General features: G+C 60.5%; 16 protein-coding genes. 9 read left to right on the forward strand and 7 right to left on the reverse strand.

Annotated features, from left to right (window positions below; all coding sequences use genetic code 11):
- Nucleotides 1-11: 11 nt before the first annotated feature.
- The 3 genes from rplQ to bfr all read left to right on the forward strand — a co-directional run bounded on the left by rplQ (nt 12) and on the right by bfr (nt 2,706).
- Nucleotides 12-398: a 50S ribosomal protein L17 gene (rplQ, locus tag ACXX81_RS01005; protein ID WP_003176402.1), complete on the forward strand. Its 387-nt coding sequence runs from the start codon at nt 12-14 to the stop codon at nt 396-398.
- A 239-nt stretch (nt 399-637) separates the two neighbouring features.
- Nucleotides 638-2,086 carry a catalase gene (locus tag ACXX81_RS01010; protein WP_209985404.1) on the forward strand — a complete coding sequence of 483 codons (1,449 nt, stop codon included), beginning with the start codon at nt 638-640 and terminating at the stop codon, nt 2,084-2,086.
- A 155-nt stretch (nt 2,087-2,241) separates the two neighbouring features.
- Nucleotides 2,242-2,706: a bacterioferritin gene (bfr, locus tag ACXX81_RS01015; RefSeq protein WP_003176400.1), complete on the forward strand. Its 465-nt coding sequence runs from the start codon at nt 2,242-2,244 to the stop codon at nt 2,704-2,706.
- Between the two features lie 63 nt (nt 2,707-2,769).
- Here the strand turns inward: bfr and uvrA are convergent, their stop codons facing one another.
- The gene (uvrA, locus tag ACXX81_RS01020; protein WP_209985401.1) at nt 2,770-5,604 is read right to left on the reverse strand and encodes an excinuclease ABC subunit UvrA; all 2,835 of its coding nucleotides are present in this window, start codon (nt 5,602-5,604) and stop codon (nt 2,770-2,772) included.
- 178 nt (nt 5,605-5,782) lie between these two features.
- Here uvrA and ACXX81_RS01025 point away from each other — a divergent pair, with 178 nt between their 5' ends.
- Both ACXX81_RS01025 and ACXX81_RS01030 read left to right on the forward strand, forming a co-directional pair.
- Nucleotides 5,783-7,177, forward strand: coding sequence for an MFS transporter (locus ACXX81_RS01025; RefSeq protein ID WP_209985398.1), 1,395 nt, complete (start codon nt 5,783-5,785; stop codon nt 7,175-7,177).
- A 9-nt stretch (nt 7,178-7,186) separates the two neighbouring features.
- On the forward strand, nt 7,187-7,702 hold the full coding sequence (locus ACXX81_RS01030; RefSeq protein ID WP_003232445.1) for a single-stranded DNA-binding protein: 516 nt from the start codon (nt 7,187-7,189) through the stop codon (nt 7,700-7,702).
- A gap of 1 nt (nt 7,703) precedes the next feature.
- On the opposite strand, the gene ACXX81_RS01035 is transcribed toward ACXX81_RS01030, so the two are convergent.
- A complete protein-coding gene (locus ACXX81_RS01035) occupies nt 7,704-8,033 on the reverse strand; it encodes a hypothetical protein (RefSeq protein ID WP_458571076.1) in 330 nt (109 codons plus the stop codon).
- Between the two features lie 46 nt (nt 8,034-8,079).
- Between ACXX81_RS01035 and ACXX81_RS01040 the strand changes: the two genes are divergently transcribed.
- Both ACXX81_RS01040 and tam read left to right on the forward strand, forming a co-directional pair.
- Nucleotides 8,080-10,104 carry a methyl-accepting chemotaxis protein gene (locus ACXX81_RS01040; RefSeq protein ID WP_458571077.1) on the forward strand — a complete coding sequence of 675 codons (2,025 nt, stop codon included), beginning with the start codon at nt 8,080-8,082 and terminating at the stop codon, nt 10,102-10,104.
- A 92-nt stretch (nt 10,105-10,196) separates the two neighbouring features.
- Nucleotides 10,197-10,958 (forward strand): trans-aconitate 2-methyltransferase, encoded by a 762-nt coding sequence (tam, locus tag ACXX81_RS01045; RefSeq protein WP_209985391.1) that lies wholly within the window; start codon nt 10,197-10,199, stop codon nt 10,956-10,958.
- 15 nt (nt 10,959-10,973) lie between these two features.
- Here the strand turns inward: tam and ACXX81_RS01050 are convergent, their stop codons facing one another.
- Entirely contained in the window at nt 10,974-11,501 is a 528-nt protein-coding gene (locus tag ACXX81_RS01050) for a cysteine hydrolase family protein (RefSeq protein WP_458571078.1), read from the reverse strand.
- Between the two features lie 262 nt (nt 11,502-11,763).
- Between ACXX81_RS01050 and ACXX81_RS01055 the strand changes: the two genes are divergently transcribed.
- Nucleotides 11,764-12,873, forward strand: a complete 1,110-nt coding sequence (locus ACXX81_RS01055; RefSeq protein ID WP_209985385.1) for a DUF3182 family protein — start codon at nt 11,764-11,766, stop codon at nt 12,871-12,873.
- Nucleotides 12,863-13,618, forward strand: a complete 756-nt coding sequence (locus ACXX81_RS01060) for an alpha/beta hydrolase family protein (RefSeq protein ID WP_231423548.1) — start codon at nt 12,863-12,865, stop codon at nt 13,616-13,618. The genes ACXX81_RS01055 and ACXX81_RS01060 overlap by 11 nt, the downstream gene beginning before the upstream one ends.
- 93 nt (nt 13,619-13,711) lie before the next feature.
- On the opposite strand, the gene ACXX81_RS01065 is transcribed toward ACXX81_RS01060, so the two are convergent.
- The 4 genes from ACXX81_RS01065 to ACXX81_RS01080 are packed head-to-tail and all read right to left on the reverse strand — an operon-like array spanning nt 13,712 to nt 17,616.
- Complete coding sequence (locus ACXX81_RS01065; RefSeq protein WP_458571079.1) at nt 13,712-14,665, reverse strand: lysylphosphatidylglycerol synthase domain-containing protein; 954 nt, start codon at nt 14,663-14,665, stop codon at nt 13,712-13,714.
- Nucleotides 14,658-15,917 carry a cardiolipin synthase ClsB gene (clsB, locus tag ACXX81_RS01070; protein ID WP_458571080.1) on the reverse strand — a complete coding sequence of 420 codons (1,260 nt, stop codon included), beginning with the start codon at nt 15,915-15,917 and terminating at the stop codon, nt 14,658-14,660. Before clsB ends, ACXX81_RS01065 begins: the two co-directional genes overlap by 8 nt.
- The gene (locus tag ACXX81_RS01075) at nt 15,914-16,693 is read right to left on the reverse strand and encodes an endonuclease/exonuclease/phosphatase family protein (protein WP_209985374.1); all 780 of its coding nucleotides are present in this window, start codon (nt 16,691-16,693) and stop codon (nt 15,914-15,916) included. The genes clsB and ACXX81_RS01075 overlap by 4 nt, the downstream gene beginning before the upstream one ends.
- On the reverse strand, nt 16,690-17,616 hold the full coding sequence (locus ACXX81_RS01080; RefSeq protein WP_322212036.1) for a DUF72 domain-containing protein: 927 nt from the start codon (nt 17,614-17,616) through the stop codon (nt 16,690-16,692). Before ACXX81_RS01080 ends, ACXX81_RS01075 begins: the two co-directional genes overlap by 4 nt.
- Nucleotides 17,617-17,779: the final 163 nt, after the last annotated feature.

Consider the following 17,779-nt stretch of genomic DNA (forward strand, 5'->3'; position numbering starts at 1 on the left):
AGGAATGAACCATGCGTCATCGTAAAAGTGGTCGTCACCTGAGCCGTACCAGCTCGCACCGCAAGGCCATGTTTCAAAACATGGCGGTGTCGCTGTTCGAGCACGAGCTGATCAAAACTACACTGCCGAAAGCTAAAGAACTGCGTCGCGTTGCTGAGCCGCTGATCACTTTGGCCAAGACAGACAGCCTGGCTAACCGCCGTCTGGCTTTCGACCGTACTCGCTCGAAAGCTATCGTTGGTAAGCTCTTCAACGACCTGGGCAAGCGTTATGCTACCCGTGAGGGTGGCTACCTGCGCATTCTCAAGTGCGGTTTCCGCGCTGGCGACAACGCGCCTATGGCGTATGTCGAGTTGGTTGATCGTGCTACTGCCGGCGAAGCTGTAAGCGCCGAGTAAGACGACAAGCTGTATCGAAGAACCGGGCCTAGTGCCCGGTTTTTTGTGGGCGTAAATAAACCCACTATCCTCATCAGACTGCCGCGCTTACAAGCCGATATCTATTTGTGCTGTGACGCGTTAGTTATTTTCTATCAAAGACCATGATTTAATGAATTTGATGGTGTCATCTTGATGGTCGATACTCCTTCCAAGCCGATTAGCCGGCAGTTCCATGACTGACCTGAGGAAGATTGAGCATGAGCCAGAACAAAATCCTTACCACCGCCAGCGGCGCGCCCGTCGCGGATAACCAGAATTCCCGCTCGGCGGGGCCACGTGGTCCGTTGCTGCTCGACGATTTTCACCTGATCGAAAAACTCGCTCACTTCAATCGCGAGAACATCCCTGAACGTCGCGTCCACGCCAAGGGTTCGGGCGCGTACGGCACGTTCACCGTTACCCAGGACATCACTCAATACACCAGCGCCAAGCTGTTCGAATCGGTCGGCAAGCAAACGCCTACGTTCCTGCGATTCTCTACTGTGGGGGGTGAACGTGGTTCTGCGGATACCGAGCGTGATCCGCGCGGTTTTGCCTTGAAGTTCTACACCGAAGAAGGCAACTGGGACATTGTGGGCAATAACACGCCCGTGTTCTTCATCCGTGACCCGCTGAAATTCCCGGATTTTATCCACACTCAAAAACGTCTGCCGCAGAGCAACTTGAAAAGCGCCCAGATGATGTGGGACTTCTGGTCGCACTCCCCCGAGGCGCTGCACCAAGTCACCATCCTGTTTTCCGACCGTGGTATCCCGGACGGCTACCGTCACATGCACGGCTTCGGCAGCCATACTTACAGCCTGATCAACGCCCGGGGCGAGCGTCACTGGGTCAAGTGGCATTACAAAACCCAACAGGGCATCAAAAACCTGGCGCCGGCTGAAGCTGCTCGCCTGGCGGGCACCGACCCTGATTACGCCCAGCGCGACCTGTTTGGCGCAATCGAACGCGGTGATTTCCCGAAATGGCGCGTCTGCATTCAGATCATGACTGAGGCCCAGGCCAACGCTCACTACGAGAACCCTTTCGACGTGACCAAGACTTGGTCGCAAAAGGAATTCCCGCTGATCGAAGTCGGCGAGCTGGAACTCAACCGCAACCCGCAGAACTACTTCGCTGAAGTAGAGCAGGCCGCCTTCGGCCCAAGCAACATGGTGCCAGGTGTGGGGTTGTCCCCAGACCGCATGCTGCAAGGTCGCGTCTTCGCTTATGCCGATGCTCATCGCTACCGTGTCGGTACCAATCACCAGCAGTTGCCGGTGAATGCTCCACGCAATCAGGTGAACAGCTATCAGCGCGACGGCTCAATGGCGTTTGGCAGCAACGGTGGCTCGGCACCCAACTACGAGCCCAACAGCTACGCCGATGCTCCCAAACAAGCGCCGCAGTACGCTGAGCCTGCTCTGGCACTGAACGGTACAGCTGATCGCCACGATCACCGCGAAGACACCGATTACTACAGCCACGCCGGTGCATTGTTCCGCCTGATGAGCGACGATCAGAGAGCGCTGCTTACCAGCAACATCGCCGGTGCAATGGCGGGTGTATCCAGTGATGTGGTTCAGCGTCAGTTGCAGCACTTCTACAAGGCAGATCCTGCTTATGGAGAAGCAATCGCAACCGCACTGGGTGTATCGCTTAACTAACTCTAAACGATAAGCAGAACCGCCCTCATTTGGGCGGTTTTTGCGTTATTTCAGCCACTTTTCTCAGGAAATCTTCACTTTTCTGCCGTTGGTCCCGTGACCAAAACGTCAGCATGGTTCAAACTACAGACTTTCAAGCAGGGAGATGTAGGGCGATGCAAGGTCACCCCGACGTAATCGATTACCTCAACACGTTGCTGACGGGCGAACTGGCAGCTCGTGACCAATACTTCATCCACTCGCGCATGTACGAAGACTGGGGCTTTACCGAGCTCTACGAGCGTATCAATCACGAAATGGAAGAAGAGGCACAGCACGCCGACGCTTTGATGCGCCGCATTCTGATGCTCGAAGGCACGCCACGCATGCGTCCTGACGACCTGGACGTGGGTACCACGGTGCCTGACATGCTCGCCGCCGATTTGCGCCTTGAGTACAAGGTGCGTGCCGCGCTCTGCAAAGGCATCGAACTGTGCGAGCAGCACAACGACTATGTCACCCGGGAAATCCTGCGGGTGCAGTTGAATGACACCGAAGAAGATCACACTTACTGGCTCGAAAAGCAGCTGGGCCTGATCAAGCTGATTGGTCTGGAAAATTACCTGCAATCGCAGTTCTGACTTCAGACGGTAAAAAGCCCCTGACACCGATGAGGTGACAGGGGCTTTTTATTGGCCGATCCATCAGGCCCTGTCGCGCGCCAACAACGGTTTCAAGTAGTAACCGGTGTGTGATTGCGACATCTCGGAGACTTGCTCCGGCGTACCCACCGCAATAATCTGACCCCCCTTGGAGCCGCCTTCCGGCCCTAGGTCCACCAGCCAGTCTGCGGTCTTGATCACATCGAGGTTGTGCTCAATCACCACCACCGTGTTGCCGTGATCGCGCAAGCGGTGCAACACATCCAGCAACTGCTGGATATCCGCAAAGTGCAGGCCTGTGGTGGGCTCATCGAGGATATACAAGGTTTTACCCGTGTCGCGCTTGGACAGCTCGCGAGACAGCTTCACCCGCTGCGCCTCGCCACCAGACAGCGTGGTCGCCGACTGGCCTAGCTTGATGTACGACAAACCCACATCCATCAGCGTCTGCAGCTTGCGCGCCAGCGCCGGAACCGCGTCGAAGAACTCCCGCGCTTCCTCGATCGTCATTTCCAGAGTTTCATGGATGTTCTTGCCCTTGTACTTCACCTCAAGGGTTTCGCGGTTATAACGCTTGCTCTTGCACACATCGCACGGCACGTAGATGTCCGGCAGGAAGTGCATCTCCACCTTGATCAGACCATCGCCCTGGCAAGCCTCGCAGCGACCGCCCTTGACGTTGAACGAGAAACGCCCAGGCCCATAGCCCCGCGAACGGGATTCTGGCACGCCGGCGAACAATTCGCGAATCGGCGTGAACAACCCGGTATAGGTGGCTGGATTGGAGCGCGGCGTACGGCCAATCGGGCTTTGGTCGATATCGACTACCTTGTCCAGATGCTCCAGGCCCTTGATGCTGTCATGCGCTGCGGCTTCCAGCGTGGTCGCGCCATTGAGGGCCGTCGCGCTTAGCGGAAACAGCGTGTTATTGATCAGCGTAGACTTGCCCGAGCCGGACACGCCGGTAACGCAGGTCAGCAGGCCCAGCGGGATTTCCAGGTCGACATTGCGCAAGTTGTTGCCACGCGCCCCCTTGAGGTGCAGCGCCATCTTCTTGTTACGCGGCGTACGCTTGGCCGGTACCTGGATCTTCACGCGGCCAGACAGGTACTTGCCGGTCAGCGAGTCCGGGTGAGCCATGACTTCGGCAGGTGTGCCTTCGGCGACAATGTGCCCGCCATGCACGCCGGCCCCCGGGCCGATATCGACCACATAGTCCGCCAGACGAATCGCGTCTTCATCGTGCTCTACCACGATCACGGTATTGCCGATATCGCGCAGGTGTTTCAACGTTCCCAGCAGACGGTCGTTGTCGCGCTGGTGCAAGCCAATGGATGGCTCATCAAGAATGTACAACACGCCGACCAGACCCGCGCCAATCTGACTGGCCAAGCGGATCCGCTGTGCCTCACCGCCCGACAGCGTGTCGGCGCTGCGATCCAGCGACAGGTAATCGAGCCCAACGTTGACCAGAAACTGCAGGCGCTCGCGGATTTCCTTGAGGATCTTGTCGGCAATTTCCCCACGGCGGCCGGTCAGCTTGAGTCCGCCAAAGTATTCGCAGGCATCACCGATCGGCAGACCGGTCACCGCCGGCAAGGTCTTTTCACCCACCCATACGTGCCGCGCTTCGCGGCGCAGGCGAGTGCCACGGCAGTCCGGGCACGGCTGGGTGCTGAGGAACTTCGCCAGCTCTTCACGCACGCTCGCCGATTCAGTCTCACGGTAGCGACGTTCCAGGTTCGGTACGATGCCCTCGAACGGGTGTGAGCGCTTGACGATATCGCCTCGGTCGTTGAGGTATTTGAAATCGACGTTCTGCGAGCCGCTGCCGGTGAGGATGACCTTCTGCTGCTCTGCCGGCAGCTGGTTGAAGGGCACTTCCAGGCTGAACTTGTAGTGAGACGCCAACGAGCCAAGCATCTGGAAGTAATAGACGTTGCGCCGGTCCCAGCCGCGTATCGCCCCCTCGGCCAGTGTCAGTTCCCCATTGACCAGGCGCTTGATGTCGAAGAACTGCTTCACCCCCAGGCCGTCACAGGTCGGGCAGGCGCCGGCCGGGTTGTTGAAGGAAAACAACTTGGGTTCCAGCTCGCTGATGGCATGCCCGCAGACCGGGCAGGCGAAGCGTGCGGAGAAGATGATCTCTTCGCCCGGCTCGTCGTCCATCGGCGCCACCAGGGCGATACCGTCCGCCAGCTTCAGTGCGGTCTCAAAAGACTCTGCCAGGCGCTGCTGCAGGTCAGCGCGCACCTTGAAGCGGTCGACCACCACATCGATGGAGTGCTTCTTCTGCTTGTCGAGCTTCGGCGCTTCGTCCAGCTCATAGAGCTTGCCGTTGATCCGCGCGCGCACGAAACCCTGGGCACGCAGCTCTTCGAAAACAGAAAGGTGTTCACCCTTGCGCTCGCGAATCACCGGCGCCAGCAGCATCAGCTTGGCGCCTTCCGGCAGGGCCAGCACCAGGTCGACCATCTGGCTGACGGTCTGGGCTTCCAGCGGAATGTCGTGATCCGGGCAGCGGGGAATACCCACGCGCGCGTACAGCAGACGCAGGTAGTCGTAGATTTCGGTGATGGTGCCCACGGTGGAGCGCGGGTTGTGGGAGGTCGATTTCTGTTCGATGGAAATGGCCGGCGACAAGCCTTCAATGGTGTCGACGTCGGGTTTTTCCATCATCGACAGGAACTGGCGGGCATAGGCCGACAGCGATTCCACGTAGCGACGCTGGCCTTCGGCATACAGCGTGTCGAACGCCAGGGACGATTTGCCCGAGCCGGACAGGCCGGTGATGACGATCAGTTTGTCCCGGGGCAGGGTCAGGTCAATGTTCTTCAGGTTGTGGGTTCTAGCCCCACGAATCAGGATCTTGTCCAAGATGGCCTCGCACGGCGGGCGTAAATAATGCCGGAGTATACGGCTAAAGACTGGATGAATATACACTGTCAAAAGGCCGCTTGCAGCCTTGCATGAAAGCTGCGCGGCAAAGCGCCGCATATACCCTCTCAATCGATGGGACTGGTAGAATCGCCGCCGGTTCACACGAGGTTTTTCCATGCACGATCCCCACAGCGAACGCATGAGTAGCGGCGAGACCCGAGCGGCAAGCGGTCTGGCCCTGGTGTTCGCCTTCCGTATGCTTGGCATGTTTATGGTGTTGCCGGTGCTGGCGACCTATGGAATGGATCTCGCAGGAGCGACCCCCGCACTCATCGGCCTGGCGATTGGCGCCTACGGTCTGACCCAGGCCATTTTTCAGATTCCGTTCGGGATCATTTCCGACCGCATCGGCCGCCGCCCCGTGATTTACCTCGGCCTGATCGTCTTCGCGCTCGGCAGCGTGCTCGCGGCCCAGGCCGATTCGATCTGGGGCGTGATCGCCGGACGCATCCTGCAGGGCGCCGGCGCGATTTCCGCGGCGGTCATGGCGCTGCTCTCGGACCTGACCCGCGAACAACATCGCACCAAGGCCATGGCAATGATCGGGATGACTATCGGGCTGTCGTTCGCCGTGGCCATGGTGGTCGGCCCGCTGCTGACCAGTGCGTTCGGCCTGCATGGGCTGTTCCTGGCCACCGGCGGCATGGCGCTGATCGGCATTGTCATCGTCGCGTTCATGGTGCCGCGCTCTACCGGCACCTTGCAGCACCGTGAGTCCGGTGTGGCGCGCAAGGCGCTGCTGCCGACGCTCAAGCATCCGGACCTGCTGCGCCTGGATTTAGGTATCTTCGTGTTGCACGCCATGCTGATGTGCAGCTTCGTCGCCTTGCCCCTGGCGCTGGTGGAAAAAGCCGGTCTGCCCAAGGAGCAGCACTGGTGGGTCTATCTCACTGCGTTGTTGATTTCGTTCTTCGCCATGATCCCGTTCATCATCTATGGCGAGAAGAAACGCAAAATGAAACGAGTTCTGCTCGGCGCCGTCGCGACATTGATGCTCACTGAACTATTCTTCTGGCAGTTCGGCGACAGCCTGCGGGCGCTGGTGAGCGGCACGGTGGTGTTCTTCACCGCGTTCAACCTGCTGGAGGCGTCATTGCCTTCGCTGATCAGTAAGGTTTCACCGGCCGGAGGCAAGGGCACGGCGATGGGGGTGTATTCCACCAGCCAGTTCCTCGGTTCCGCGTTGGGCGGCATCATGGGCGGCTGGATGTTCCAGCATGGCGGTCTGTCGGTTGTGTTCCTCGGATGCGCCGGGCTGGCTGCACTTTGGCTGGCCTTTGCTGTTACCATGCGCGAACCTCCCTACGTCACCAGTCTGCGTTTACCGCTGTCGCCCGAGGCGATGCGCGAAGCCGGTCTGGCAGAGCGCCTGAAGGCCGTCGTTGGAGTAACGGATGCAGTAGTGGTCGCTGAAGAGGCGGCCATTTACATTAAATTGGACACCGAATTATTGGATCGCGCGACGCTCGAGCAACTGGTCAACCCAGTGCCGACAGCGCGCCCAGCCTAGGAGAACGTTATGGCCCGTGGGGTTAACAAAGTCATATTGGTCGGTACATGCGGCCAGGATCCCGAAGTTCGCTACCTGCCTAACGGTAACGCCGTGACCAACCTGAGTCTGGCGACCAGCGAACAGTGGACCGACAAGCAGACCGGCCAGAAGGTCGAGAAAACCGAATGGCACCGTGTGTCGATGTTCGGCAAGGTTGCCGAAATCGCCGGTGAATACCTGCGCAAAGGTTCGCAGGTCTACATCGAAGGCAAACTGCAGACCCGCGAGTGGGAAAAGGACGGTATCAAGCGTTACACCACTGAAATCGTGGTCGACATGCAAGGCACCATGCAACTGCTGGGCGGCCGTCCACAGGGCGACCAACAGGGCCAGGGCGGCATGTCCAACTCGGCACCGCGTCCACAGCAGTCGCGTCCACAGCCAAGCCAGCAGCCACAGCGTGAGTCGCGTCCAGCGCCACAACAGGCCGCGCCACAGCCGGCTCCGGATTTCGACAGCTTTGATGACGATATTCCGTTCTGATCTACGCCCGCGCTGGCACCCAGCGCTCAGCTGATCCCAACGCCCCTGCGGATTGCAAAATCCCAGGGGCGTTTTCGTATGCGCTCAAATAGTCGCAACGCTCGCCGCCATTCTCCTGCACAAAATCATCACACAGCGTTGATATCAACGCGACATCACTTTTCTTTAAGCGTTCCAGAGTTGTACAAATATAAAAAAATGTACAACTTTTCTTAAAGTTCTCAATCTCAATGCCGACACCGAGCATGAAACGATTAGTTACATGCACAGCGTGATTAGCCAAATGTGCCAGACAGAGCCAGGCATTTGAGAGAAAACGGACAGTTCTCACCTATAAACCTTCCACAAACTGTCCCATTGCGGGCTGTGAGAACTGTATGAATATCCTTGCTCCTGCCGTACACCTGGCCAGCCGTTTACGTTTCCCTACCAAATTCGGCGTGCTGGCAATCATCGTCCTGATCCCTCTGGTGCTGCTTGGCTCCCGTATCGTCCACCAGATCAACGAGAGTCTAGAAGTCATCCGCTCCGAACAATCGGGCCAACGCTATCTGTTGGACGTGACCCCTGTGCTGCGCTTGTCGATGTTGCAACGCGCACTCACCAACCGCCTGCTCAGCGGTGACAAGAGCGCGCAGCCCGATCTTTCCGCCAACCAGGCAAAGCTGGAAGACGCATTTTCTAAACTGGCCACCACCGACCGCCAGTTCAACGCCCAGCTCGAAACCGGTGACCGCGTGCAGCGCCTGCGTGCCGGGGCGCAGCGCCTGATTGAGCTGGCCAAGGGCGACGCCAACCCGAGCACTACCTTCGACGAGTGGAACGATCAACTCACCGAAACCCTGAACTTCGTTTATTACGTATCGGCCACCTCGGGCATGGTGCTCGATGAAGACTTTGCCTCGCTGTTCATGATCGACCAGAGCACCTTGCGGTTGCCGCGCCAGATCAATATCGTCGGCCAATTGCGCGGTCTGGTCAGTGGGCTGCATGAGGGGCAGGTATTGAGCCCGGGCACGCGTGGCGTGATCAGGGCGATGCTCAAGAACGAGGTGATGATCCACAAGGAGCTCCAGCAGAGCCTGGACCTTTTGCGTCGTCGCGAGCCGGCCCTGGCCGATCGCATTCAGGCACCGATTACCAGTGCCTTTGCGAGCCTGGAGGGTTTTCGCGCCGATCTTGATCTGATGATTGGCTCCACCACCGACACCATCAGCGGCGTGCAGAACCTGCCGGCCAAGGGCAACGCGGTAGTCGCCGAGTTGTACAAGGCGCAGGACACCCTGCAAGACGCGCTGTTGAAGAGACTCGAACGCCGTGTCCAGGAAAAAAGCGCAGAGCGCCTGCTCATCCTCGGCATGCTGGCCGGGCTTGGCCTGTTGCTGGTGTACGCCTTCAGCGGCATCTACAGCGCCATGCGGCGCACCCTCAACGATGTGTTGAGTGCCACGCAGCTGATTGCCCAGGGCGACCTGAGCACGCGCATTCCGGTGCGCGGCAACGATGAAATGGCCGACGTGGGCAACGCTCTCAACGCGATGGTGCAGGCCTTCAGTGCGTCGCTGGCGCAGGTTGAGCGCAGTTCGCAATCGGTGTCCGAGGCGGCCGCGCGCATGGGCGTGTCTATCGACGTGGCCAAACGCTCGATGAATGTGCAGCAAAGCGAAACCGAGCAAGTCGCCACGGCCATCAACGAGATGACCGCCAGCGTTGCCGATGTGGCGCAGAACACCGAGGGCGCCGCCCATGCCGCCGGGCATGCCAGTCAGTCTTCGATCGCAGGCCTTGCGAAGATGCAGGAAACCCGCGTCACCATCGAAGCCCTGGCCGAAGAAGTGGAGCGCAGCGCGCAGAAAGTCTCCGCGCTAGCCCAGCACAGCCAGCAGATCGGCGGGGTTATTGAAGTGATCCGTAACATCGCCGATCAAACCAACCTGCTGGCGTTGAATGCCGCCATCGAGGCGGCCCGTGCCGGTGAGCAGGGCCGCGGCTTTGCGGTGGTGGCGGACGAGGTCCGAACCCTGGCCTCGCGCACGCAGAACTCAACCGAAGAAATCCGCACCATTATCCAGGAGCTGCAACTGGCGACGTCCGCGGCCGTGGAGCAGATGAAGTCGGGCAAGTTGCGCGCGCAGGCCTGTCTCGAGTCTGCTCAACAAGCCTCGACCAGCCTGGATGCAATCAATGATGGCGTTGACCAGATCGTCGGCATGAACACGCAGATCGCCAGCGCAGCGGTGCAGCAACACGCCGTGTCCGAAGACATCAACCGCAACGTGACCGAAATTCGCAACGGCAGTATCACGTTGATGGAGGGCATCGAAGACAACGCTGCGACGGCGCAGGAGCTGTCGTTGCTGGCGGGGGAGCTGCGTACGGTGGTTTCGCGGTTCAAACTGTAGGGAAACAAAAGGACGCATTTATTGGCAGCCGTCGTGTGAATGAGTTCTGGCAGACTGGTGCAGTTTTTACACCACGCAGAAGGAAAACCGCGATGACCTGGTCTGCCAAGCAATACACCTTGTTCGAGCAACAACGTACCCGTCCCGTCCGCGATCTGGTCGCGGCCATCCCGAATGTCGACGTGCACAGCGCCGTCGACCTGGGCTGCGGCCCCGGTAACTCAACGCAGGTGTTGGCCGAGCGCTATCCGCAGGCGCAGGTCACCGGCATGGACAGTTCCGATGACATGTTGCTCGACGCCCGTCAGCGTCTGCCTAACCTTGATTTCGAGCTGGCGGATATCGGCGCCTGGAACCCGGCGCGGCAATTCGATGTGATTCTCGCCAACGCCTCTCTGCAATGGCTGCCCGACCACGCCACGCTCTACCCGCACCTGGTCAGTCATCTGACGCCGGGCGGCACGCTGGCGGTGCAAACGCCGGATAACCTCGACGAGCCTGCCCACCAACTGGCCCGCGACGTGGCGGCACAGGGGCCCTGGTCGGCGAAGATCGGAGCGTTCAAGCACAATCCGCGTCACCCCGCGAGCTACTACTACGAGTTGCTGAGCCAGCATTGCAGCACCGTGGATGTTTGGCGCACCACCTACCAGCACCCGCTGGCCGACCACGCGGCGGTAGTGGAATGGTTCAAGGGCTCGGGGTTGCGGCCGTTTCTCGCGCCTTTGAGCGATGACGAAAAGGCCGCGTTCCTACGCGAATACCAGACGAGGATTACCAAAGCCTACCCAGCCCTGAGCGACGGCAGCGTGCTGTTGCCATTTCCGCGCCTGTTCATCATCGCCACTCGCTGACGCTTCACAGGGCGGTCACACGGCCGCCGTCTGCGCCTTCAGGTACTCATCCGCCGACACCACGCTCGCATAACCGAACGCCAGCGCCGCCATGTATGCATCATGCACCTGCGTCGCCGGGATGACCTTGCCATTGAATTCAAGATCCCGCGTGGCGCAGGCATCGTGGATCACCGTGACCTTGTAGCCCAGGTCCGCCGCTGCGCGCACCACCACCACGTCGGTGATGCTGCGTCGTTCCAGCAGAGCGCGCAGATCGGCTTCGCGAAACGCATTCACGAAATGTTTAAGCACCACCGGCTCGCTGCCTTCGTTGAGTGCCTTGGGGTGCAACTGCGCGCCTTCCGAGCCTGGAGTGAAGAAGGGCGCATCCTCGGCGGTGAATTCATGGCGCACGTGAATCACGGCATCGCCCGCCTGACGAAACGCCTGCAGCACCTGCGCCGCCTTGTCCGCCGCCGCGTCCACGTCGACGAGCGGCCACTTGCCCTGGGGGAAGTAGTCGTTCTGGATATCGATCAGAATGAGCGCCTGCTTGGCCATGGGTTTTGCCTCGTGATGAGTTGAGCAGACCGCTATCTTAGCTGGCGCCCTGGCCTTTCGCCCACTGGATTGGCGCGCTCCTTGTGGCGGTGAATCGTGCAGAACGCCACGCCCTGCACGTGGCGTCGTGCAAAATAAAACAGGCCAACTGCTATCGCCCATTCGGCAACTGATTGATTTTAAAACCCTGCGCCTCAACCGCGCCTTGGCCTGATCCCTGCAACCTCTCATTTACATACCTGGCAGGAAGCAAGGGGGCCGCATGAACGCGACTCAACGCAGGAAACTGGTGGTCGCTCACTCCACAAGAGAGGGCGCGCCGCAGCATGAAGTGGAAACCAACCGTGCACTGGCCCGTTGGCTGGCGCAGATACTCGGGCTGGAGTTCGCCGGCAGCTTCGATCCCAAGGTCCATGCCGGCCGCGACCTTTACATACTGCCCACGCAGACGCTGGTGGGTCCGGCCCAGGCCCGCGCGCTCAACATCCAGGGCCCCGAAGACCTGTGGGGCGGTTATGTCGATCACGACTTCATCTGCACCAAAGCCATCAGCCATGGCCTGCTCGGGCCCGATGCAACGGCGCCGGAGGGCTGGTCGCCGTTGTTCTGCGAACTTGTCAGGCCCGTCGTGCTCGACGGCCTCAGCGTATTTGCCTTGCAGGACGCCCGTGCCGCCGCTGAGCGCCTGCTCTACAGCGGGCCGATTCGCCTGAAACCGGTGCATGCCTGCGCCGGGCGCGGCCAGGTAGTCATTCGCAGCCTTGATGAGTTCGATGCGCTGCTCAAACGGGACGGCGCCGAGCAATTGTTCAGCGATGGCGCAGTGCTTGAGCAGGACTTGCACGAGGTGATCACCCACAGCGTGGGCCAGAGCTATATCGGCGACCATGTGTTCAGCTACTGCGGCGAGCAATACCTCACGCATGACGCAAACGGTGATGAGGTGTACGGCGGCTCCGACCTGATCGTGGTGCCCGGCGACTACGACGACCTGCTCGCCCTCGGCCTGCCCGTCGACGTGCGTGAAGCCATCGAACAGGCCCAGGTTTTCGACAGCGCCGCCGATGAGGCCTACCCTGGGTTCTATGCCTCGCGGCGCAATTACGACATCGCCCAGGGCCTGGACAGCGACGGCCAGCGCCGTAGCGGCGTGCTCGAACAATCCTGGCGCATGGGCGGGGCCAGCAGCGCGGAAGTCGCGGCGCTGCAAAGTTTCATCAACCACCCGGGCCTCAAAGCCATTCATGTGTCATCGGTGGAAACCTACGAGGACCAGCCGCTTCCGGCGCAGGCCATCGAGGTGTATCGCGGCCCGGCCGAAAACAGCGACTTTCTTCTCAAGTACGTAACGGTTAAATCTTATGACGGCTAGAAGCGAAAGCATTGCAATCGAGATAGACGACGAACACATGAGCGGGACATTCCTCAGTCCCAAATCCAAAGTCCCCGGCGTGTTGTTCGTGCACGGCTGGGGCGGCAGCCAGGAACGCGACCTGGAACGCGCCAAAGGCATCGCAGGTCTGGGCTGCGTGTGCCTGACCTTCGACCTGCGCGGCCATGCCGGCGCCGGCATTCCGCTGGCCCGCGTCACCCGCGAAGACAACCTGCGCGACCTGCTGGCGGCCTACGACCGTCTGCTCGCCCACCCGGCCATCGACACCTCGGCCGTGGCGGTGGTGGGCACCAGCTATGGTGGCTACCTCGCGGCGATTCTCACCTCATTGCGCCCGGTACGCTGGCTGGCGCTGCGCGTGCCGGCGCTGTACCGCGACGAAGAATGGCTCAAGCCCAAGCGTGACCTGAACAAGATGGACCTGATGGATTACCGCAGCACCCTGGTGCGTGCCGACACCAATCGCGCCTTGCACGCCTGTTCGGCGTTTACCGGTGATGTGTTGATCGTCGAGTCGGAAACCGACGACCACGTGCCCCACGCCACCATCATGAGTTACCGCGCGGCGTGCCAGCAGACCCATTCCCTGACGCACCGCATCATCGATGGCGCCGACCATTCGTTGAGCGATCCGGTGTCGCAGCAGGCCTATACCTCGATCCTGGTGGACTGGATTACGGAGATGGTGGTGGGTGAACGGTTGAGCATTATCCAGGCTCGATAACCGCCATCGGGAGCAAGCCCCTTCCACATTTGAAATGCATTCAACGTGTGGGAGGGGGCTTGCTCCCGATGGCGGTATGTCAATCACCCACAATCAAGCCGGCGTCTTCTTCACCCGCAGCGCCTTGGCCTTCGCCTCCACGCCCAGGTACATCACCAACGCAATCAGCAACGGGCAAATAAAATAAATCGCCCGATACGCAATCAACCCCGCCAACAAACTGCCCCGCGACGCCTCATGTTGCAACAGCCCGATAAACACCGCCTCGAGCACCCCAAGCCCGGCCGGGATATGCGTCACCACCCCGGCAATCGCGCTGATCAGCAACACCCCCAACACCAGCGGGTAATCCAGCTTGGCAGGCAGCAGGGTGAAAATCACCGCCGCCATCAGCGACCAGTTCAATGCGCCCAGCGCCAATTGCAGGCACGCCATGCGCAGCGAAGGCAGGTTGATCTCGATGCCGCGAATCGACCACGCGCGCTTCTTCGAGAACTGACAGGCCGCCAGGTAGCCCAGGCTGACCAGCACCAGCAGCGCGCCAATCCCCTGCAATGCCGTCGTGCTGACCTTCCATCCCGGTGGCATGGTCACCAGCCCGCTGCTGAACACCACCCCGGCCAGGGCCATGTAGCCGAACCAGTTGGTCGCCAGGCTCAGCCCGAGGATCTTGGCGATATTGCCGGTGCTCACCCCCAGCCGCGAATACAACCGATAACGCATGGCGATCCCGCCGACCCACGCGCTCAGATTCAGGTTGAACGCATAGCTGATAAAGCCCACCGGCAAAATCTGCTTCCAGCGCAATGGCTGGCCGATGTAGGTGCGGCCGATCAGGTCGAAGCACGCGTACACCAGAAAACTGCACAAGGTCAGCCCGGCGGCGATCAGCAAGGTGCGCCATTTGAAATCGCCCAGGGTCTGGATCACTTCGCTCCAGTCGATCCGCCGCGCAAGCATCGTGAACAGCACAATCAACAGCAGGAAGAAGGCGATGGTCAGTGGCTTCTTCCAGCGCTTGAAGCGTGAGCCTGTGTGGTCAGTCATGGGCCTGGCTCTCGAAAGGTTTCAAGCGGGGTTTGTGCGCTGGCAGCCAGCCGGTCAGCGCCGGGAAGTGGCGCATCACATGGAACACCAGGAAGCCGACGGTCAGGCGCCACAGCCACAGGCGCGGCTTGTGCTTTGCCGGGATGACCTGGCAGTGGTTTTTGCTGAGGGTTTCCAGGCTGTCGTACAGCTGCTGATTGAACGCGCGGTCGCGAATCAGCACGTTGGCCTCCAGGTTCAGCGCCAGGCTTAACGGGTCGAGGTTGCTCGAACCCACCGTGCTCCAGTCGTCGTCCACCAGCGCCACCTTGCCGTGCAGCGGGCGCTGGCAGTATTCGTGGATCACCACGCCGTCCTTGAGCAGATAGTCGTAGAGCATGCGCGCCGCCAGTTTGGCCAGCAGCACATCGGGCTGGCCCTGCATGATCAACTGCACCTGCACGCCGCGCCGTGCCGCATTGCGAATTTCGCGCAGCAAACGGTAACCGGGGAAGAAATACGCGTTGGCGATCACCGCACGTTTTTTCGCCTGGCTCAGGGCGTAGATATACGCTTCTTCGATGTCGTCGCGATGCTGCAGGTTGTCGCGATAGATCAGGCGAACCAGGCCCTCACCGCTGTCGGTGGCCCACGGCGAAGGCCGCTGCTGGCGACGACGCCAGCCACGCCGCGTGCGCACCTGACGACCGCTTTGCGCCAGGGCAAAGTGATGCAGGTCGGCCACCGCCGGGCCTGTCACCTGCACCGAATAATCCTGCTTGGCCTCGGGGCCGAAATCGCCCAGATGGTCGGCCGAAAAGTTGATCCCGCCAATAAACGCGACCTCGGCATCCACCACCACGATCTTGCGGTGCAGGCGGCGAAACCAGTTGGTGCGAATGCCCAGGGTCTTGGACGCCGGGTCGAACATCTGCACCATCACCCCGGCATCTGCCAGCGCTGCAAGAAACGCCGCGCTCAGCTCGCCACAGCCGAAGCCATCCAGGCTGACCACCACCTTCACGCCACGTTGGGCTGCCTCGATCAGAATGCCTTGCAGCTCATGGCCGACCTTGTCCTCGAACAGGATAAACGTCTCCAGCAGGATCTCTCGCTGCGCCGCGCGCATGGCATCGAAGACCCTGGGGAAGTACGCCTCGCCGTTCTCCAGCAACTCCACCTGGTTGCCACTCTGCCAGCCGTAATCCAGGTCGCGGGCCTTGGCCTCATCCGGCGGCTGATCGGTCGCGATATGCTCCACCGCAATATTCATAGCTCAATCTCCACCGACAGCGGCACATGGTCTGAGAGGTGGGACCAGGGCCGGGTATTCAGCACGCGGGGGTTATGCACCGTCACGTTGCGCACGTAGATGCGGTCCAGCGCCAGCAGCGGCAAGCGCGCGGGGAAGGTGCGCGCGTGTTTGCCCGAAGACTGCATGAATACTTCCTGCAGGCCGCTCTGGCTGAGGTCGGCACGCTGGCGCCAATCGTTGAAGTCGCCGGCGACCACCAGCGGCGCGTCGGCGGGTATTTCGCCAATGCGCTGCTCGAGCAGGCGCAGTTGCTGCTGGCGATGCACCTCGCGCAGGCCCAGGTGCATGCAGATCGCATGCACCTCCTGGCCGCTGCCGGGCAGGCGTAACACGCAATGCAGCAGGCCACGGTTTTCGTGGCCGCTCTGGGAAATGTCGAGGTTCTCGTAGCGCACGATCTGGAATTTCGACAGCAGCGCATTGCCATGGTCGCCATGGGGGTAGACCGCATTGCGGCCATAGGCGAATTGCGGCCAGATACTGTCGGCGAGAAATTCGTACTGCGGCATGTTCGGCCAATCGCTGTAGCGCTGGGGATGCTGCTCATGGGTGCCGTGGATTTCCTGCAGGAACACCATGTCGGCGCCGACACTGCGCACTGCTTCGCGCAGCTCGGGCAGGATGAAACGCCGGTTCAGCGCGGTGAAACCCTTGTGGATATTGACCGTGAGCACCGTAAGACGGGCGACGGCAACGTCCGGCGCCACCACCGGGAGCGGTTCTGGATGGGTCATGCCAGCACCCCGGGTTCAGGCAGCTGTCCGGGCACTGTGGCCAGGTGCTGGTCCAGGCCGAAACGCTGCAGCAACTGGCGCGCGTCGAAAGGCGCGCGCACCTTGAGGTCATTGTCGAAGAAACAGAACACATCGCGTTGCTTGCGGGTGCGGGGTTTATGCTGCGGGTCGACCAAGTGTGCATCCTCCGGTTGTTTGCCATGGGCCCACCGCTCAATGCGGTCGCCCCAGCGTTCGAGGGCTTCAGGGGTGTAGCCGCTGGCGTACAGCTGCTTGTCGCCGTGCAGACGCAGGTACATGAAGGTGGCGGTGACGTCTTCGATAGACGGCCACTTGCCGGCGGTATCGGCCACCACCAGCGCGACGCCATATTTTTCGAGCATCTTTACGAACGCCGGCACGGCGAAGCTTTTATGGCGAATTTCCACGGCGTGACGCAGGGCTCTCTTGCCATGGGCCTGCATGCTCGCCTTGCCGTTCAGGCGGGGCTCATGCTGGCGGGCGAGGGCGGCGGCCTGTTGCGTGTCGCCGGGCAGTTGCTGCAAAAAGGCTTCGAACAGCGGCGCATCGAATTTAAAGCTGGGCGGGAATTGCCACAGGATCGGCCCCAGTTTCTCCTTCAATTCCAGCACGCCGGATGCAAAGAAATTCGCCAGCGGCGCATGCACATCCTTGAGCCGCAGGATGTGCGTGATATAACGCGGCGCCTTGACGCTGAACATGAAACCCTCGGGTGTATCGGCGTACCACTCGGCGTAGCGCTTGGGCGTTTGCAGCGCGTAGAACGAGCCGTTGATTTCGATGCTGTTGACGGCACGTGACGCAAACTGCAACTCGCGTTTCTGGGTCAGCCCCTCGGGATAGAAGTCCCCGCGCCAAGGCGTATAGCGCCAGCCGGATATGCCGATATGAATCGCCGCCATGGTTGGGTCCGTGGGAAAGAGTGCGTGGTTGGATGACTGTGATTTTTGTCGGAAAGTTTCCCGATTCCTACAAACGGCATGCTTCCAATGCAGTAGATCCAGTGTGGGAGCGAGCGAGCCCCCTCGCACAGGGAACGATCAGGGCTCAAACCCGTCAGTTCCT

Source organism: Pseudomonas sp. GNP013 (genome assembly GCF_054343995.1).

What these genes read in the sequence shown, in the direction of transcription:
- ACXX81_RS01075 (WP_209985374.1), bottom strand. Translation starts at nt 16,693, where the DNA reads ATGACCCATCCAGAACCGCTCCCGGTGGTGGCGCCGGACGTTGCCGTC.
- ACXX81_RS01055 (WP_209985385.1), top strand. Translation starts at nt 11,764, where the DNA reads ATGAACGCGACTCAACGCAGGAAACTGGTGGTCGCTCACTCCACAAGA.
- ACXX81_RS01030 (WP_003232445.1), top strand. Translation starts at nt 7,187, where the DNA reads ATGGCCCGTGGGGTTAACAAAGTCATATTGGTCGGTACATGCGGCCAG.
- ACXX81_RS01060 (WP_231423548.1), top strand. Translation starts at nt 12,863, where the DNA reads ATGACGGCTAGAAGCGAAAGCATTGCAATCGAGATAGACGACGAACAC.
- ACXX81_RS01010 (WP_209985404.1), top strand. Translation starts at nt 638, where the DNA reads ATGAGCCAGAACAAAATCCTTACCACCGCCAGCGGCGCGCCCGTCGCG.
- tam (WP_209985391.1), top strand. Translation starts at nt 10,197, where the DNA reads ATGACCTGGTCTGCCAAGCAATACACCTTGTTCGAGCAACAACGTACC.
- rplQ (WP_003176402.1), top strand. Translation starts at nt 12, where the DNA reads ATGCGTCATCGTAAAAGTGGTCGTCACCTGAGCCGTACCAGCTCGCAC.
- ACXX81_RS01025 (WP_209985398.1), top strand. Translation starts at nt 5,783, where the DNA reads ATGCACGATCCCCACAGCGAACGCATGAGTAGCGGCGAGACCCGAGCG.
- ACXX81_RS01040 (WP_458571077.1), top strand. Translation starts at nt 8,080, where the DNA reads ATGAATATCCTTGCTCCTGCCGTACACCTGGCCAGCCGTTTACGTTTC.
- bfr (WP_003176400.1), top strand. Translation starts at nt 2,242, where the DNA reads ATGCAAGGTCACCCCGACGTAATCGATTACCTCAACACGTTGCTGACG.
- clsB (WP_458571080.1), bottom strand. Translation starts at nt 15,917, where the DNA reads ATGAATATTGCGGTGGAGCATATCGCGACCGATCAGCCGCCGGATGAG.
- ACXX81_RS01080 (WP_322212036.1), bottom strand. Translation starts at nt 17,616, where the DNA reads ATGGCGGCGATTCATATCGGCATATCCGGCTGGCGCTATACGCCTTGG.
- ACXX81_RS01050 (WP_458571078.1), bottom strand. Translation starts at nt 11,501, where the DNA reads ATGGCCAAGCAGGCGCTCATTCTGATCGATATCCAGAACGACTACTTC.
- ACXX81_RS01065 (WP_458571079.1), bottom strand. Translation starts at nt 14,665, where the DNA reads ATGACTGACCACACAGGCTCACGCTTCAAGCGCTGGAAGAAGCCACTG.